This window comes from Elusimicrobiota bacterium (assembly GCA_041660185.1).
In the GTDB taxonomy this organism is placed as follows: domain Bacteria; phylum Elusimicrobiota; class Elusimicrobia; order 2-01-FULL-59-12; family 2-01-FULL-59-12; genus JBAZWU01.
Window position 1 is genome coordinate 106,060 of sequence record JBAZWU010000002.1, and the last position, 15,857, is coordinate 121,916.

The window sequence follows — 15,857 nt, forward strand, 5'->3', positions numbered from 1 at the left end:
TTAAGGACAGGAGGCGTTGGTGCCAGACCAGCCGCAGGAGATCTCCCGCCAAGCGGTACGGGTGGGTGTAGAACCCTGGGTATGCACACTTGCGGCGACGGTGTTGTCAAAGTAGACCGTGAAATTCGATGTCGTGAGCGTCGCCGTTCCAGGGGTGTAGACGGCGCCATGGAACCGGCCGTTGCCGCCTCCGTTAAGACCCGCCGCCCCTCCGGCGAAGATGAACCCATGAACCAGAATGCCGGTTAGATTGTAGGTCACTCCCGTGGCCACATAATCCGCCGCCTCAGCCGCTGCGTAAGTGGCGGGGGCGCCCGGATCAAAAACCTTATAGGTGGCCCAGTCATAGTAGTATTCCTGCCAGGCCAGGGGAGGAACGGTGGCGACATCCGTAACGCCGTTGGCTGAGCCGCCATTGCCGCTGACCGTGATATTGTTGCCGCAGATCAGAGTTCCTTCGATAAAGTTGCCGCCGCTTCCGGCCTGGAGAGTACAATCGCCCGTGATATAAAAGACGTTTCCGGTCGTATCCTGGCATCCTTTGAAAGACTTATTTCCATTGACGAAATACGCACCGCAATCGGCATCGGCTGACGTGCCGGCGGCCGTGGCAGCGGCCTGATAATAAGCGAAGTCAAGGCTCGGAAACGGCGGCAGATCGGTCCGGAAGGACCACCACTGATAACTGTCCGTATTGGGCGGCGTGCCGCCGTTGGAATCCTGGGGCGTAACGTTCCCCGTGGAATAAAAACGCGGGTAGGTTCGTCCGCCAGTGGCGATGCTGGTCAAAGAAGTCACCGACCCCCAATGCACGTCAACGGAGGCTCCGAAACTGGCGGTATCCTGCGCGCCGATTGAATAATTTCCAAGACCGGCGGTCGCATACGTGGCCTGGACCGCACGAACTTCCTTATGATCGCGGTCCCTCCCCACTCCGGTGATGGAGATCGAATTCGCTCCCAGCCTGGCGAAGCGGATCTGATACTCGCCTCCGGAGATTCCCGTATAGGTTTGATCAAAGTTGAAACCGGAAGGAATGACGTAATTCAGAACGCTTTGATAGGTCGCCGAGGACAGGATCATCTGGCGATAGCCGTCTTCCACCGCCGCCTCCGCGACATGGAAAGCGCGGGTGGTCCGCTGGCCTTTCAACGTCCAATCCGATTCCTGTTGGGTCTGCCGTACCAGAAACGGCACCAGGATCGCCAGAATCAGCAGAAGCACGATGGCCCCCACGAGGACTTGGCCGCCGCGGTGACGGAGCCGCTGAATGTCGTTTCCAAAAATCATCAGTTCATCACCCTAACCTTTTCAATGGAAAGTTCAAGCGCCTTTTTCTGCCCCTCATAGATCCCCTTTTCCATGGTCAACGCCACCGAAATAATGGTGGGGTCATCTGACCGGGGATAGGTGAAAGCCAGATAACGGAGCGTTCGGGCCAGCGGGGTGGTGTGAGTCGAGCCGCCGGCCGTCACCGATTGAATCAGTTGTTTTCCCGATTGATAAAAAATGATCGTGTCCCCATCCAGGTTTTGAAAGGTAATCCGGCTGCCTCCCGGCTGTCCGGAAACCTGGTCAATAACGATGGACGAGGACACCGCCTGCCGCAACGTGCGATTGATGACGTCAAGGCAGACCCGCGCATCCTGCTGAATCTCGGCCCGGGTGGAATGCATCATAAAGAAGCGGACCACATTAACGATGATCGGTGGTCCCACCATCGCCACGATGCCGAGAATAGTGACCACCAGCAAGGTTTCTACGAGAGTAAATCCCTTCGCGTTTTTCACCATGATAAATCCTGTGTCATGATCACCCCGCCGGTCGTCACCGTTACGGGATAAGGACCGACTCGGACGGTCGTGGGGGTGTTCCCGCTGAAAGTTGTATACCAGGCATAGAGCAGGTAGGGCGCGGTACCGGAACGAACATCCAGGGTGTACTCTCCGGTGGCCTGGCTGGAGGTGGCGTAATAACAGGGAGAGCAAAGCGGCCCGGTTGCTCCGGCAAGGCTGGGCGGCGGAGAGCTTGATGTTCCGCTCAATGTCGAGGTACTGGCCATCACCAGAACACCGGTGTTAATAGGCGCCCCGCTCGCCAGCACCTGTCCGGTGATCTGGCCGAGGGAACTGCTGACGGTGAAAGTGGAGAGGATCAGCGTTGAGCCGGGTGCGCTGAGACTGACCGACGTTAGTTCCGTCGGCGAAGACGATTCGGCCGCATCAAGCTGCGGCTCAATGGTATAGGTCCCTGTCGCCAGGTTCACGAGATAAAAATAGCCGGATTGATCCGAAGTCGCTTGAGCCATCTGACTGCCGGATTTTAATGCCACCGCGACACGTCCCGGAAGCGGCGTTCCGGAGCTGGTCTGGAAGCATCCCCGCATTCTTCCGCCCTGGGAAAGATAAAAGTTGATCGGGTCGTAAGACGACCCTGCGATCAGGGTCAATTCGGTACTTTCCAAGGTATAGGCGGGCATCCCGTAATCCGCATTGGCAATCACCTGGACCTGACCCGCGGGAGCGCGGAGCAGATACCGTCCTGAGGCTCCTGTATAAGTCGATGCTTCTCCTCCGGCCACCTTGACACCTTCCAGAGGTGATCCCGCAGCGGTATAGACACTGCCGGACACGAAAGCATAATCGGTAACGTTTTGCAGGAGCACGTTGGTCTGACCCGTGGCAGGCCAGACCGGCAAGGTCGAGCCGTTCGGAACCCCGGTGGAAACCCCTGCGGGGACCACCACGTTGCCGATTTCCGAATAATAAGAGTTCAGCATTGAAAATAAAGTCCACGTCCCTGTGGCGACGCCTACGAGCGAAAAAGAACAGACCGGGTCTCCTGACACCGTGGTATCCGTGCAGGCGGTGGTGGCGGACAGACCGTCATCGATATTAATGAGTGCTCCGCTTGCCGGGGTCCCGGACACGACCAATTCGATATCGGAACGGTTTCGGGGCGGATACACAACTGAACTGGAGGCAATCCAGTCCGTGTTGTTGTTGTTACTGTCATAGGAACGGCCATAACCGGAGGTCACACCACCAGGGATCGATTTCCGAACGTACTGTTCCTCCCTTTCCAGGCCGATGACCTGAGACAACGGACTCCCTTCATAGAGACCGGGGGAGTTCCCGCCAATCTTCCATCCGAATGCATCCAGCGAGGTCATCCCGCCGGCCTGCACAATCGACAGTCCCTGCGCGTCATTGCCCGGATCATAAGTGGCCACTTTCAGGATATTCGGAAAATCTAAATTGCTTGTCTGGTAGACAGCATCCGCCGTTCGAGTCACGCCGGCGGCTGTGATGGTGGTTGTATTGGCGATCAGGAAATAACCCCCGGGCGAGATGCTCGAATCGATCACCGCGTAATCGAGTGTAATCTGGGTAGGAGATCCGGCGGACCCGCGCTGATAATACAGGTTGATGTTGGAAATCGCCATTCCCGTCACCATGCGGACATAGGACGTGGTGGGGTTGAATAACTCGATATACTCCTGATCAAACCCGGACGCCGAAACGGTGCTACCGACGACCTGACTGATGACCGGATGGGTAATCACATAGGCATAGCCGGTCACCGTACCGCTGGCAATCAGACTCATAGAGAAATTCTGGGTGACGTTGGCTCCGGCGGCAACGGACAACAGGCCGCTGGTCTTGCTGTAATACCCGGTGGCTGAGGCCTGAAGGGTGTACGAACCGGGACTCACGTTAAAAGAATAATATCCGGAACTGTCTGCGGAGCCATACCACGAAGGGTTTTCCAGCACCTTTACCAGTGCACTGGGGAGGCTCCCTCCGCCGGATTTCGTTACGGTGCCGGAAAGAGTCGAATTGAGCGGGTCCGCCGCAGGGTTCACCAGTAGATTACTGAGTTCGGAATACTGCCACCCGCGTTCACTTTGCCAGAGGGTGTATACCGTGACTTTTTTAGCTCCCGTGTCGCTGTTATTCCAGGGGAGGACGGAAACAGCGCTTCCATTCCGGGAGGCGAAATCCACTCGTGTCGCACGGATAAATTGAACCCCACCCTCGACGATGGTTTGGGATGGGTAATTGCCGATATCGTAGGCAATCGGCGGTGTAAAATTTGAATTCGAGTGAGTGGCTGTTGTGACCAGCAGCATGTAATACGACAAATTCTTGAGTTTTTCGATCTGCTCCTGCCCAAGGTTACTGGCCAGGCTTTTGGTTCGGGACTGGACCAGGGAGGTCGACATATAACGGAACGTCCCGATGGCTGCCAGAACACTGATACTGATAATCGAGATGGCGATCATCAGTTCGACCAACGTCATGCCGCGATTCCCCGAGAAACGGTTCCCCCCCGTTTTTATCATGATCAGTATTTACATAGATTAACACTAAATTGCAACTTAATTATAATTGAATTGATATTTTTTACAGCTCTGATATAGACGAAGAATTCAATGCGATTCTATTAGACATCAGTAGTTAGGATTAGGGATTAGGGGACGCTGTTTAGTTTTGCACTTTTTCGTCATCAGCGTCGTCAATTCGAGAAAAAGTGCAAAACTAAACAGCGTCCCCTACCCCCCTACCCCATTCGAGGGAGGGTCAGCGTGAAGCGTGTCCCGCGGCCCAATCCTTCGCTGTGGGCATGAATCGAACCACCGTGTTTATCCAGAATACGCAACGCCGCGGAAAGACCTAAACCACTCCCCTGATTCATCTTGGTCGTAAAGAATGGCCGGAAAATCGTTTCGAGCTGATCCGGGTTAATACCGACTCCGCTGTCCGCAATCACCACGTCAAACATTTCCTGGTCTTTGGACCGCAGACGCCACCATTTCCCCCGGCGTATCCAATACAACCCCAGTTCAAGATCACCGCCCTCCGGCATCGCCTCCACCGCATTCTGCAGGACCGCCACAATGGCCTCTGCCAAAAGAACGGAATCGCCCTGAACGATAGACGGGGTATCCATCCCCTGGACATTCAGCCGAATGCCCTGTCGGGGAAGCTGCGGCTGAACCGTATCCAGCGCGCACTGAATGGCATCCCGTAAATCCATTCGCTGCACATCGATTTCTTCAATACGGCCCAGGTTGAGCAGCTTCTGAAGGATGGTCTTACAGTGGTCTACCTCCTGCTGAATCTGCACCAGATCTTTCTTCATTTTCGCAGGAAGATCACGCTGGTACGACAACACTTCGGCATTCACCCGGATGGTGGTCAAAGGCGCCTTGATCCGATGAGCAATTTCAGCGGAAATCTGCCCCAGAACCACCAGCCGTTCCATATGGAAAAGACGCTCACGGTGCTGCAACTCCATCTTTTTCCGATCTTCGTTCGAATCCCGGGACAGCATGGCTGTAAAGGCAGCGACGATCCAGAGATACGGAATGCGCAGCCAGAACTCGGTTCCAATCGTGATTTGGCTCGAGGACCGCAAGGAAGAATAGGCATATAAAAGAGTCGCCAATGATGCGATGATGAAACTCTGAAGCATATTCTGCGTCAGAGCTGTTCCCAGGATCACCAGAAAATAGGTCAGGTAAAGATCAGAATCCGGGCGCTGAGCCCACTGCAAAATGACGGAGGAAATAATCACATCAACAACAAACAAGGCTGCCTGGATTTTGGACTGCGCAAGCCATCCGAGAGGCGCCAAAGCCACAAAAGCGAGCAGCCCACTTAACCCTGAAACTAAGAAAATCCAGCAGATAACGGATTCTACCGCGAGCTCTTTGTGATAGAGAAAAAAGAGCAGCAGGATGACGGTCAAAAGACCTTGAAAAATGAAGTAGGTACTTCGACGTTCACTCATGAGGGAGGGGAGAAGCGGTATCCCGACTTCGGGATGGTTTCAATCCAGCGGGCGTTTGGCCCAAGTTTTTTGCGCAGGTTTTTGATATGGGTGTCGAGGCTGCGCGTGGAGACATCCGAACCGTAACTGGATGTGTTTTCAATCAGATACGACCGTGTCAGTGTTTTGCCCGGTCGAGTCGCCAGGAGACAGAGGACTTCGAATTCCCTCGGTTGGAGGTGGAGACGTTTGCCGTTGAGGGAAGCGATGCGATTGATTGAATCGAGAACGAATCCCCGGACACGAATCACTTTTTCTTCTTGTGCCTGCAAACGCGTCCGCCGCAGGACCGCCTGAATGCGTGCCAGAAGCTCCATGGCCCCAAAGGGCTTGCACACATAATCATCAGCCCCCAGATTTAATCCCAGTACACGATCCCCTTCACTGGAAAGGCCTGTCAGGAAAATTACAGGAATTCGCTTGGTTGCCGCATTCTCCTTCAGGTTTTTTAAAATTTGGCGGCCATCCCCCCCCGGCAATTTAATATCGAGGAGAATTAAATCCGGTTTATAGGCAACCGCCTCCCGGAGGCCCCCTTCCGGAGAGCTCACGGAACGGAATGAAATTCCAGGCTCTAAAGAAAAGGTCTTCTTTATCGCCTCGGTAATCCCGGGATCATCTTCCACAACGAGAATTCGCGGCATGGTTCTTTCACCAATTCACAATTTGCACACACTCCACACACACAATATTCACCCAAGGTGCTTAGACTTAGAGCGTGGCCCGATTAACTTTCCTTAACCGTTTATATAGGGTTTGGCCTGATTTTCAAGGGAAATCAGGGCTGTCGCTGGTCGAACTGATGGTGACCATTATGGTCCTCGGTATTGGCATTATCGCCAGTTTCGGGGCTTTTGGCGGCATCCAGAAAGCCATCCAGTACTCCAAGGCCAGGACCTTGAGCTCCAACCTGGCACATGAAAAGATGCAGATCGTCATGCAGAAACCCTACTATGAAATCCTCGTCACAACAAACCCGGCTTATGATACGCGCTTTACCCCCTACCTTCCCTATGACCCAGGTTACTTCCCTCCGGAAACACTATTGGAAGGGAGCATCCGGTTTACGCGCCTGACCTATATTCAAGTGGTGCAGGAAAACTCAGGCGTTATTCAAGTGCTTCCTCCCGGCTCCGGAGACACCGGGATGCGCCAGGTCACGGTGTCTGTTGTCTGGCAAAACGGCTCGGACTACAGATTTCACAGTTTACAGAATGTCATCAACAACCCGAACACCATCATGTCCAACGCCGTTATTAAAGGCCGGGTGAGTGACACGCTCACCACCGCAGGGGTCCCCTCCGCCCTGGTGGATGCCGCTGAAAACGTTGGCTGGCGGGACACCTCGAACGCCTCGGGAGACTACACGATCAATCTGGCTCCGGGGACATTTAATTTCGTCGCCACCGCTCAAGGCTACTATCCCAAAACCGTCATGGTTTCCATCGCGCCCAACACCACGGTCACTCAAGATTTTTCATTAACTCCCATCAGCACCGGCACGATCCAAGGGAACGCCTGGGTCAACAACCATCTGGTCATCAGCCAGGTGGTCGCCAGCACCGGGACGTCCGGAGGCCTTGAATTCATTGAACTCTACAATCCGACGACCAGCGCCTGGAACATCGCCTCCAATGTCGCCGCTAACGAGCCGGCGGTCTGGCCCGTCGTTAAAAATGTGGATGACGTCATCGCACGGCATCTGGTTTTCGTCAGCAGTTACGTCAAGTCTAACGCTTACTATCTCATTGCGAACACAAATGACGGATCCAATAACTGCACCACCCTGACGGCGGGTGGAACCGTCGTGCAGCCGGATGCCTGCTGGCGGTACGTCAACTATCCAAATCATGCGATCCAGAAACCGTTGGGATCAGGCGGTGGAGGAGGAATTTCAACACCCGATGCCGGCGGCATTTGTCTGGCCAATTCGAATTCAACACCCCCTTCATCAGCCGGCAAAATTGACTGCATCGCCTGGAACGGCGGTTCCGGCTTCGCGGATTTCAATTATGCGGAAGGAACTGCCATTTCTCCGACTGGAGCCACCGGCTTGATCGCCGGAGAACAATTTATCCGGAGAACGGATACCGGCACGGTCATCAACTTAGCGCATGGGAACGCCTACGACAGCGGCAACAACCTGGTGGATCTATTTGATCAAACAACTTTTTCAGACCCTCCGCGGGCAACAGCCAGCGGCACGGCTCGAACCCCTATCGCAGGCACTCCGGTCGCGGGGGCCATTGTTTCGGTCAACGACAACACCTCGTCCCCCTCCAGCACCACGTTAACAGGAAATCCGCCTTATGCCTCGTTTACAGTGCCCGGCGTTGCCACAGGAACCTGGAGTGTCTTCATAGACAGCGGCACATCTTCCGCCACTATTGACAATGTCGTGGTCACCAGCAACGCCATCACCCGGATCCCGAATACCGTTACCACGCCGACGTGGCCGGACAACGGGGTGTACTCTTCTTTCCTGTCCAACAACAACCTGGTCGGCACCATCAGCGGCAGGGTCACCAACGTCACGGGGGGCATCATCAGCCCTGCGATCGTGGTCACCATTGGCGGCGCCAGCGCAACGGTGGGAGCTTCGGGTAACTTTTCGATCCGCCTTCCGACCGGGACCTATAACGTGGTCGCTAACGCCAGCTGCGCCAATTCCAGCTATGAAAGCCAGACTCAAACCAATGTCAACGTGACCCTGGGCGATGTGACCGCGAACATCAACTTTTTTCTGGCCCAAGGCGGGAAAATCAGCGGATGGATCACCCGCGACGGCACGAATCCATTGCCGGCGGTTTCCGTGGTGGCGCTTGATTCGAACGGACAGGCGCAGGCTACGGAAGTCTCCGGATCAAACGGACAATTTCTTCTGCTCAACCTGACAACTGGAACGTACACGGTGCAGCCGGTCCTGGACACCAAGGAAATGTCCAGCCCGGTCAGCAACAGCGTCACGGTGGCCGCCGGAACAACGGTATCGGCCGGCACCTTCACGATTGTCGGAGCCATGGGATCCATTACCGGAAGCGTTACCGCACTCGGGAAACCGATTCAATCCGGCACTCTCATTGTGGCCAGCACCTCTGCGATTACGGTTCCCCCTGCAACGCTTAACGCCGCCACGCTGATGGGAGCCGCTTATTACGGCGGCTCAAGCAATGAGGATGGCACGTATTCGCTGGATGTCCGGGGGAGCACCACGTCTGTCTATACGGTCACCGCCTTTTATATGCGGCTGAACGGGCAAATTCCCGCCATCAGCTCAGGGACTCGAACGAACATTACCGTGAACGCCGGCCTCACCACGTCGGGGGTGAACTTTTCATGGTAAAGCGCAACAACGGGGTTACTTTAACGGAACTCCTCATGGTCCTGGCCATCCTTGGATCGATCGCCCTTCTGAGTCCGCCGATGCTGCGGCAGGCGACCAATTTCTTTATCCTGGGACGCGCCAGACTGGAACTTCAGCGTGAAGCGCGGGGGGCCATGTACATTATCACCCGCGAACTGCGGCAGGCGCAGTCCTCAACGATCACGATCACTCAGAGCAGCGGCCAACCGTATTACTCGCAGATCAGTTTCACTAATGCTCAGGGGAAATCCGTCACCGTGGCGCAAAGCGGGAGCAATCTCACGCTGACCCTGGGGACAACCGTTTCCACCCTGACCAGAAACCTGGCCTATCTGGCCTTTACTTTCCCCAGTTCCGACGATATGACGATTGTGTCGGTATCGATGACTCTGCAGCAACAAATTTACGGAGGCGCCATTAAAGCGTTGCACATGGCCTCGGAAAAGATACGGGTGATGAACTAATGAACCTCACGAATCGCGGACAGGTGCTTCCCATGGTGTTAGGGCTGATGGCGGTGCTGGTCATTGTGGTTTTCAGTCTGGTGAGCTGGCTTCAGACCGACTCGGCACTGACGGTTAAACAACAGAAAAAAACAGATGCCGTTAACCTGGCCGAAGCCGGAATCGATCGGGGCACCTGGAAACTGCAAAGCGCCACCTCGACCTGGGCGGCGGCTGAAAGAGGAACGGTGATCGCCGGATACAATTTCGATGTCACGTATACGGATATCCCTGGCGGAAGCTACCGCATCCGGTTTGCTTCCGGGCCAGCGGATTCGCAAGTCACGATCACGGCGGAGGGACGCGATGTGGTCAACCAACAAACACGGGCGATTCAGTGCGTCCAGCTCAACCAGACCATTTACAGCGCCATGATGTCCGGCGGGAATATCACCTGGTCAAGAGGTCTAGGAGTGTTCTGGGGCCCGCTCATCGCTCAAGGAAATATTCAGCTGATGGACAACTATGTGGCGCTCTGGTACTCCCCCAGAAAATATGCCAAAGGAGCCGTGATCGGTACGGCCACTTATCCCAGAGATACAAACAATATCACCCCACCGAACACAGATAACACAGAATGGTGGTCCAACTATTCCGGAATCCCCAATGTTCCCATTCTGGATTTCGCGGCTCTGCGCTCTTCGGCCGCAGCGACCGGGACATTGAATGTCTACGGATGCCGGTCCACTCAGGGGGGGGCAGGCACCCTGGGGAGTGCCACCCGATGGGATACACGATCTTCATGTTCCTCATCAGGCAGTCACGCGACCCACTTCGGCAACCCGTGGAGCCATCCCAAATCAGCCCGGCTTAACCCGAATACAGATTATGTCTGGTATTGGGATGGCGACGTGACTCTGAGCGGAGGCAGTTCCTCCAACCAAAGCACAGGATTGCGCGGGACCGTCATCGTCCGAGGGAATCTCACCATCGACACGCCTGGAGAATACAACTATACAGCCAGCGTCCCGTCTAAAGCCTGGCAGCAACATCAAAAACTGCTCAAAACCACTTACGACACGTCCTCTTCCGGTGAATACCCGGCAGATACCGGGTATCACCAGAGTGCCAGTACATTCAACTTCGGGACAACCACCTTTTGCGTACCAGGTGCCGGCTGCGGCTGGAGAACTACCGTCGGCATCCGGGGCCTCACCTATGTCGGAGGAAACCTGACCATTCTGAAATACTTGGACTTTCACGGCGCGGTCTGGGTCAATGGATCTGTCACAGCCAGCGGAGGGACCTCTTCAACATTTTGCGGCATTTTCTACAACGACTCCTTGGAAGTTCCAACTTTGAACGTGATACTACTCCGCCAATCCTGGCAGGAAGTGCCTCCCAGCACCACCGCCTGGGTGCCATAAGCATAAAGCATCTTAAAATATAGGCCTTTTTTCACTTGCACAAGGGGACGTTGTTTAGTTTTTCACTTTTCCCGAATTGACGACGTTTTCAACAAACAACTACAAAACTCAACAACGTCCCCTACCTCCCTCTCCCTTTAAATATAGGTCTTTTTTCATCTTGTAATTTAGGGAAAACGGGGTACTATTGAATATGCCTTGTAAAATTGCGAGGGGTGATGGCTTCCTCACCCTGGAGTCGATTCTTGGAATTGTTTTGTTGACGATCGTTGCCATCGCGGCATCCATCAGCGTCATTAAAACCACCCAAGCCATTACCCATACCCGGATGGCCAAAAAGGCCGCCCTGATCAGCGAGATGGTGTTGGAACAATACAAGGCCCGTTCCTCGCAGGTCTTCAATGCATTGAACTTATACGATTATCCTCACGATAGATCGCAACCGCAGACGTTTGAAAATTCAGTCCCGGTTCAGGAATTCTTTGGCACGAATAACCTGAAGGGCGATTTCCGCATTACCTCGTCAGCCAACTACAACGCCACGATGTCCCAATGCACCGTGACGATGAAAATCTGGTGGAAAGACGCCAAGGGGATCAACTCGTCGTCATTCAGCCGGATTTTTGTCGAAACAACCCCATCCCCTCCCGGGGCGACCGTCCACGTGTATGCCAAGATTCCCTGCGACGGGCACACCGATTCCGACTACCTCATCAACCACCCCTGCCCGGGAGTGCCCGGCGTGACCGTGAGCGCGCCGTCACAAGCCAACTCCGCCAACAGCGTGAAAAGTTCCCCCACCAACGACAGCGGGTGGACAGCCTTGAGCGGGGTCTGGACAGGCGACGCCACCACGACTCAAATCCCGTTTACAGCGCAAGCGGCGACGCCGTCAGAATTCCATGTCCGGCGGAGTGACCCGAACTTCAAACAAGGTTATTACAAAGAGACTATCGACTCTTGCGGTTATGCGAGTTATAGCTTGGAAGATGCCGTGTCATCGGAAGTCAGGGAAAATAATTCGCCGATTGTCATGTTCTCCAATTACCGGCCGGCAGGAACCATCTCGGGGTACGTGCGTTACAACGGCTCAGGCTTGACCAACCAACACGTGGGAGTCCGGATCAATTATTCGGGGAGTGATACGGGCCCTGAACCTTGGATGGTATACGGGGACACCTACAGAACAGACTCCTGTGGATTTTTGACCGCATCTAACGTATCGGACGGCTATTATGAATTTAATAATGTTATACCTACGGCTACGAATGGTATTTTTCTCCGGGCTGACACGTATTATCTGCTGGGTTATGAGTCCACATTTCCCGGTACCCTCTTCGAAACCCGTTGGGAATACAACAATCTCCACCCTTCGGACCCGAATTTTGTGCCGGGTTATTTCACAGGGGGGCCGACTACTCCTGCCGCCTGGAACACGTCAGCTCAAATGCCCTCCATTACCCAGAATTTGACGATCCATAAAAAAGGAACGGTCACGATTCGCTTAATTGACAGCGCCAGCGGGAACCTTGTGTCAAATCCGAATATGCAATTGGCGGTTGCCGTGGAAGGATTTCCCTATAGCGATCTCCCGCATGGTGACTATTATCGTCTCTATTCCACCCCTGACACAAACAGCGGCACCATCTATCTGGACAATTATTTGTGGTCAGACAACATCAGCGACAACGATGCCAACAACGGATACATGCAGAACGATAACCTATTTCATAACGATCAGAAATTAGCGATCGCAGCCTGGATCCCTTATGGGGATCCCGTCTATCCAAAGGGTCTTTTTGGAGGAAATACAAACGCGCCATGGAGCTGCAGCACATCCTGGACGACTCCGCCGGTCACGATCGGATGTTTAGATCATGACTATTCCATTGACGTGAACATGGTTCAAAGCACCGAATTGAAAGTCTCTGTAAAAGACAGCGCCGGCTTTGCGGTGAGTGGAGTGAATTTTCACACGTTCAGCAACGGTTTGTCGCAGCTGGGGACCACGGATGCGGCTGGAGAATTAACGGTGGGAATTTGGCCGCCGTCGCCGCCGGGGTCAGTCACACTCGACAGCACTCTCTGGTCTGATGATCCGACTCTGAGCCATATGGTCACGGGGCAGAGAGTAATCAGTTTTGAAGAAAATTCAGCGGCGGTTACACCGTACGATGCGGGTCAAGCGGAGCCGGGCTGGAAAGGTTGGTCAGGAACCGCCCCTGCCGGTGCCCGCATAGCCGGGCAAATGCCTTTTGCCGTCAGGGTTCCGGACTCAACCGTTTACGGAGGCTATCGAGAAGTCGGGTCCTTTAAGACCGGCGACGATGGATCATACACCTTCGCAAGTAATTACAAATTTCCTTTTGTAAACAGGGGAATGTTTCAGGCCACACAGGATACGGTAAACCCCAACCTTTACGAGATGACACCTCCTTGGGATTACAATATGGTGTTATGGCGGTCGGAGACGATGCGGTCGCCGGCTTATGAGGGGTACGGCGATCCGCTTTACTACCCCTTAGGGTGGGGCAATACCGCTTACGTCCCCGGCCGGCTCTATCGATACAGGGTGCAGGGGCATCTCTATTATGACACCAACCGGCTTCAACCAGCTGCGAATGTCCCCATGGGCAATTGGTATACCGCTACCGCGTATGAGGATGGCACCCTCATGCCAAATATTACATCCGCTGCGAGTAACGTGACGGATACGAACGGTTATTACAATGCCTATTTCTACACCTGCGACGGAAACTTTGATGTTCAAGTTCAGCTCAGTGGTTCCTCTGGCTCCACGTATTCCATCGAGACCGTTCTTCCTCAGGCGGACGGCAAAACATGCGTCAACCTGCACGATAACGCGGGCCTGACGGCTACTCTTTCGGGCGGAACGGTTTATTGCTTCTTGACCAATCTCTTGACGCCGGAGACAGGGCTTGAGATGGATCTACAGGTCAAGTTGGGACATGTCGGAGGAATGTGATTAGATTTCGTCACTGGATAAAACGGTCCCGCGGCCTGTCGGTCATTGAACTGACGGTCTTTATGGCAGTGATCGGCATGATGGGGTTATGGGCCGTCGTTTTCCTCAAAACCAACACAAAAATCGGCCGCTTCTATGATCAATCCAACTTAGAGCGTAGCATGGACAAAGCGATGGATGCTCTTGTGAGTGATTTGCGGGAAGCCGACCCGGTCAGTATCGCCAACGACAATGTCTGGCCCATGAACCCTGACCATATCCTATTTACCCAGTCGGTTTACGATAACACGGGCAATTCCACTCAGGCTCGCTTTCAGTATGCCGTCTCTCCCGACACCCCAATGGTATTGGCCCGGTCCACGTGTAATGCCGATTGGTCCGTCTGCAATCCACAAACGTTGTTCACCCCCCCCAACCCATCTGACACGCTGCAGCTTTCTTTTACAAAAGATGTTAATCTTATCGTGGTCACGTTCTCTTGCAAGGCGGTCGGCATGCCACAGCCGTTTCAAAGAATCCGTCACGTAGCCATTCGGGGTTAATTATGATGTCCCATCGAAACAATCATGGAAGTGCGCTGGTCACCTTTATGATCTTGAGTCTTTTCGCGATCAGCGCCATTACGCTTTACAGCTGGTACAGCTGGATCCGCAGCCGCGAGAACGTCCATGGACTTGCCCGACAGCGGACACTGCATGATGCGGATTCGTGCCTGAGCAGCACCCTCCAATGGCTGCGCATTCCGACCGCGTCGTCCGACGTGCCGATGGGCGGCATCAAAACGCTCGACGAAAGCGTGGATCCCATCCTGTTTAACAGATGCCAGGTGACTCTCCGGCGAAACGCCGCTCCCGGCGATTATATCAGCGCGGATGTCAACAGCCTGAGCGAGACACCCGGGGGATCGACCGCCACCATCCATGCCACCATCCGGTTTACAACCGTCACGCAGTATTTTGCCGCGGTGGATGACACCCAACCCATTTCGGCTGGGACCCAGCTCGCCGCAGGAAGCGACCCCGCTAATTACGGGACCGTTTATGCTCCGAATCTGGTTTTTGAGTCCGGGGCTCTGATCACGATTGGTTCCGCCTACTATGCGGACACGGTTTCCCCCAGCGAAACACCGTCGAATGTTCAATTCTTTTTAAGTCCCTACCATGCCCAGAAACTGCCCGCGCGGCTCAATGTGGTTATGTTGGATTCGTCGATCAATCAGCTCTATAAGGGGAAATCCTCTCCTCTGATGGGTCCTCTCTTCATTGACAACAGCAATACCCTCCCTCCGAGCCCGACGCATGTGTATTTTGTGGAAGGGGATGTCACGATCGGGCCGCAGCCGCTCACCGTCACCGGCGTGTATGCCCTTTATGCCACCGGCGATATCCATATCCTGAATAATATCGGGCCGGCCCTCAATGATGCAGACTCCTGGATCGCGCTGCTCAGTGAAAAAACGATCCATCTGGACAAGGATGCGCCGGATGAGCTGACGCTGGTCGGAAATTTTATCGCCAATGCCGGCATGATAGCCGATTCTCCTGATACGCCTCGAGGGACAGCCGGCGGCTGCTCCTTGTCGATTACCGGCGGGGTTGTTGGCGGAAGAAGCTTGATTTTCTCTGAAGTCTGGAGGAATGAGAATGGTTGTAGCCGAACTTATCAATATAAACGCTTCAGCGGTGCTGACGAGGACAAGCTTTACCTGCCGAACGTCAGCACGGTGCTGGATTATCACGTCACCGCCGGCCGCGCCGTCCCCCTCTCCCAGCAGACAACTCCCCTGCCGCTAGACCGTTAGG

Annotated in this window: 11 protein-coding genes; 6 read left to right on the forward strand and 5 right to left on the reverse strand. The window is 54.5% G+C overall.

Annotated features, from left to right (window positions below; all coding sequences use genetic code 11):
* The 5 genes from WC859_02860 to WC859_02880 form a co-directional block, all read right to left on the reverse strand.
* Positions 1–1,290: a hypothetical protein gene (locus WC859_02860; protein MFA5975086.1), complete on the reverse strand. Its 1,290-nt coding sequence runs from the start codon at positions 1,288–1,290 to the stop codon at positions 1–3.
* Positions 1,290–1,793, reverse strand: a complete 504-nt coding sequence (locus tag WC859_02865) for a type II secretion system protein (protein MFA5975087.1) — start codon at positions 1,791–1,793, stop codon at positions 1,290–1,292. The genes WC859_02860 and WC859_02865 overlap by 1 nt, the downstream gene beginning before the upstream one ends.
* The gene (locus WC859_02870) at positions 1,787–4,345 is read right to left on the reverse strand and encodes a carboxypeptidase-like regulatory domain-containing protein (protein ID MFA5975088.1); all 2,559 of its coding nucleotides are present in this window, start codon (positions 4,343–4,345) and stop codon (positions 1,787–1,789) included. Before WC859_02870 ends, WC859_02865 begins: the two co-directional genes overlap by 7 nt.
* Positions 4,346–4,563: 218 nt before the next feature.
* A complete protein-coding gene (locus WC859_02875) occupies positions 4,564–5,796 on the reverse strand; it encodes an ATP-binding protein (protein MFA5975089.1) in 1,233 nt (410 codons plus the stop codon).
* Entirely contained in the window at positions 5,793–6,479 is a 687-nt protein-coding gene (locus WC859_02880) for a response regulator transcription factor (GenBank protein ID MFA5975090.1), read from the reverse strand. The genes WC859_02875 and WC859_02880 overlap by 4 nt, the downstream gene beginning before the upstream one ends.
* Positions 6,480–6,649: 170 nt before the next feature.
* On the opposite strand from WC859_02880, the gene WC859_02885 reads away from it, so the two are divergent.
* The 6 genes from WC859_02885 (at position 6,650) to WC859_02910 (ending at position 15,856) form a co-directional block, all read left to right on the forward strand.
* Positions 6,650–9,178: a carboxypeptidase-like regulatory domain-containing protein gene (locus WC859_02885; GenBank protein MFA5975091.1), complete on the forward strand. Its 2,529-nt coding sequence runs from the start codon at positions 6,650–6,652 to the stop codon at positions 9,176–9,178.
* The gene (locus tag WC859_02890; protein ID MFA5975092.1) at positions 9,172–9,663 is read left to right on the forward strand and encodes a prepilin-type N-terminal cleavage/methylation domain-containing protein; all 492 of its coding nucleotides are present in this window, start codon (positions 9,172–9,174) and stop codon (positions 9,661–9,663) included. Before WC859_02885 ends, WC859_02890 begins: the two co-directional genes overlap by 7 nt.
* Positions 9,663–11,069 (forward strand): hypothetical protein, encoded by a 1,407-nt coding sequence (locus WC859_02895; protein MFA5975093.1) that lies wholly within the window; start codon positions 9,663–9,665, stop codon positions 11,067–11,069. Before WC859_02890 ends, WC859_02895 begins: the two co-directional genes overlap by 1 nt.
* 193 nt (positions 11,070–11,262) lie before the next feature.
* On the forward strand, positions 11,263–14,055 hold the full coding sequence (locus WC859_02900; GenBank protein MFA5975094.1) for a hypothetical protein: 2,793 nt from the start codon (positions 11,263–11,265) through the stop codon (positions 14,053–14,055).
* A 62-nt stretch (positions 14,056–14,117) separates the two neighbouring features.
* A complete protein-coding gene (locus WC859_02905) occupies positions 14,118–14,597 on the forward strand; it encodes a hypothetical protein (GenBank protein MFA5975095.1) in 480 nt (159 codons plus the stop codon).
* 2 nt (positions 14,598–14,599) lie between these two features.
* On the forward strand, positions 14,600–15,856 hold the full coding sequence (locus tag WC859_02910; GenBank protein ID MFA5975096.1) for a hypothetical protein: 1,257 nt from the start codon (positions 14,600–14,602) through the stop codon (positions 15,854–15,856).
* The last annotated feature ends 1 nt before the right edge of the window (position 15,857 follow it).

Bases quoted from the DNA above. Each gene is read 5' to 3' on its own strand.
- WC859_02860 (MFA5975086.1), bottom strand. From the start codon at position 1,290: ATGATTTTTGGAAACGACATTCAGCGGCTCCGTCACCGCGGCGGCCAA.
- WC859_02865 (MFA5975087.1), bottom strand. From the start codon at position 1,793: ATGGTGAAAAACGCGAAGGGATTTACTCTCGTAGAAACCTTGCTGGTG.
- WC859_02870 (MFA5975088.1), bottom strand. From the start codon at position 4,345: ATGATAAAAACGGGGGGGAACCGTTTCTCGGGGAATCGCGGCATGACG.
- WC859_02875 (MFA5975089.1), bottom strand. From the start codon at position 5,796: ATGAGTGAACGTCGAAGTACCTACTTCATTTTTCAAGGTCTTTTGACC.
- WC859_02880 (MFA5975090.1), bottom strand. From the start codon at position 6,479: ATGCCGCGAATTCTCGTTGTGGAAGATGATCCCGGGATTACCGAGGCG.
- WC859_02885 (MFA5975091.1), top strand. From the start codon at position 6,650: ATGGTCCTCGGTATTGGCATTATCGCCAGTTTCGGGGCTTTTGGCGGC.
- WC859_02890 (MFA5975092.1), top strand. From the start codon at position 9,172: ATGGTAAAGCGCAACAACGGGGTTACTTTAACGGAACTCCTCATGGTC.
- WC859_02895 (MFA5975093.1), top strand. From the start codon at position 9,663: ATGAACCTCACGAATCGCGGACAGGTGCTTCCCATGGTGTTAGGGCTG.
- WC859_02900 (MFA5975094.1), top strand. From the start codon at position 11,263: ATGCCTTGTAAAATTGCGAGGGGTGATGGCTTCCTCACCCTGGAGTCG.
- WC859_02905 (MFA5975095.1), top strand. From the start codon at position 14,118: ATGGCAGTGATCGGCATGATGGGGTTATGGGCCGTCGTTTTCCTCAAA.
- WC859_02910 (MFA5975096.1), top strand. From the start codon at position 14,600: ATGATGTCCCATCGAAACAATCATGGAAGTGCGCTGGTCACCTTTATG.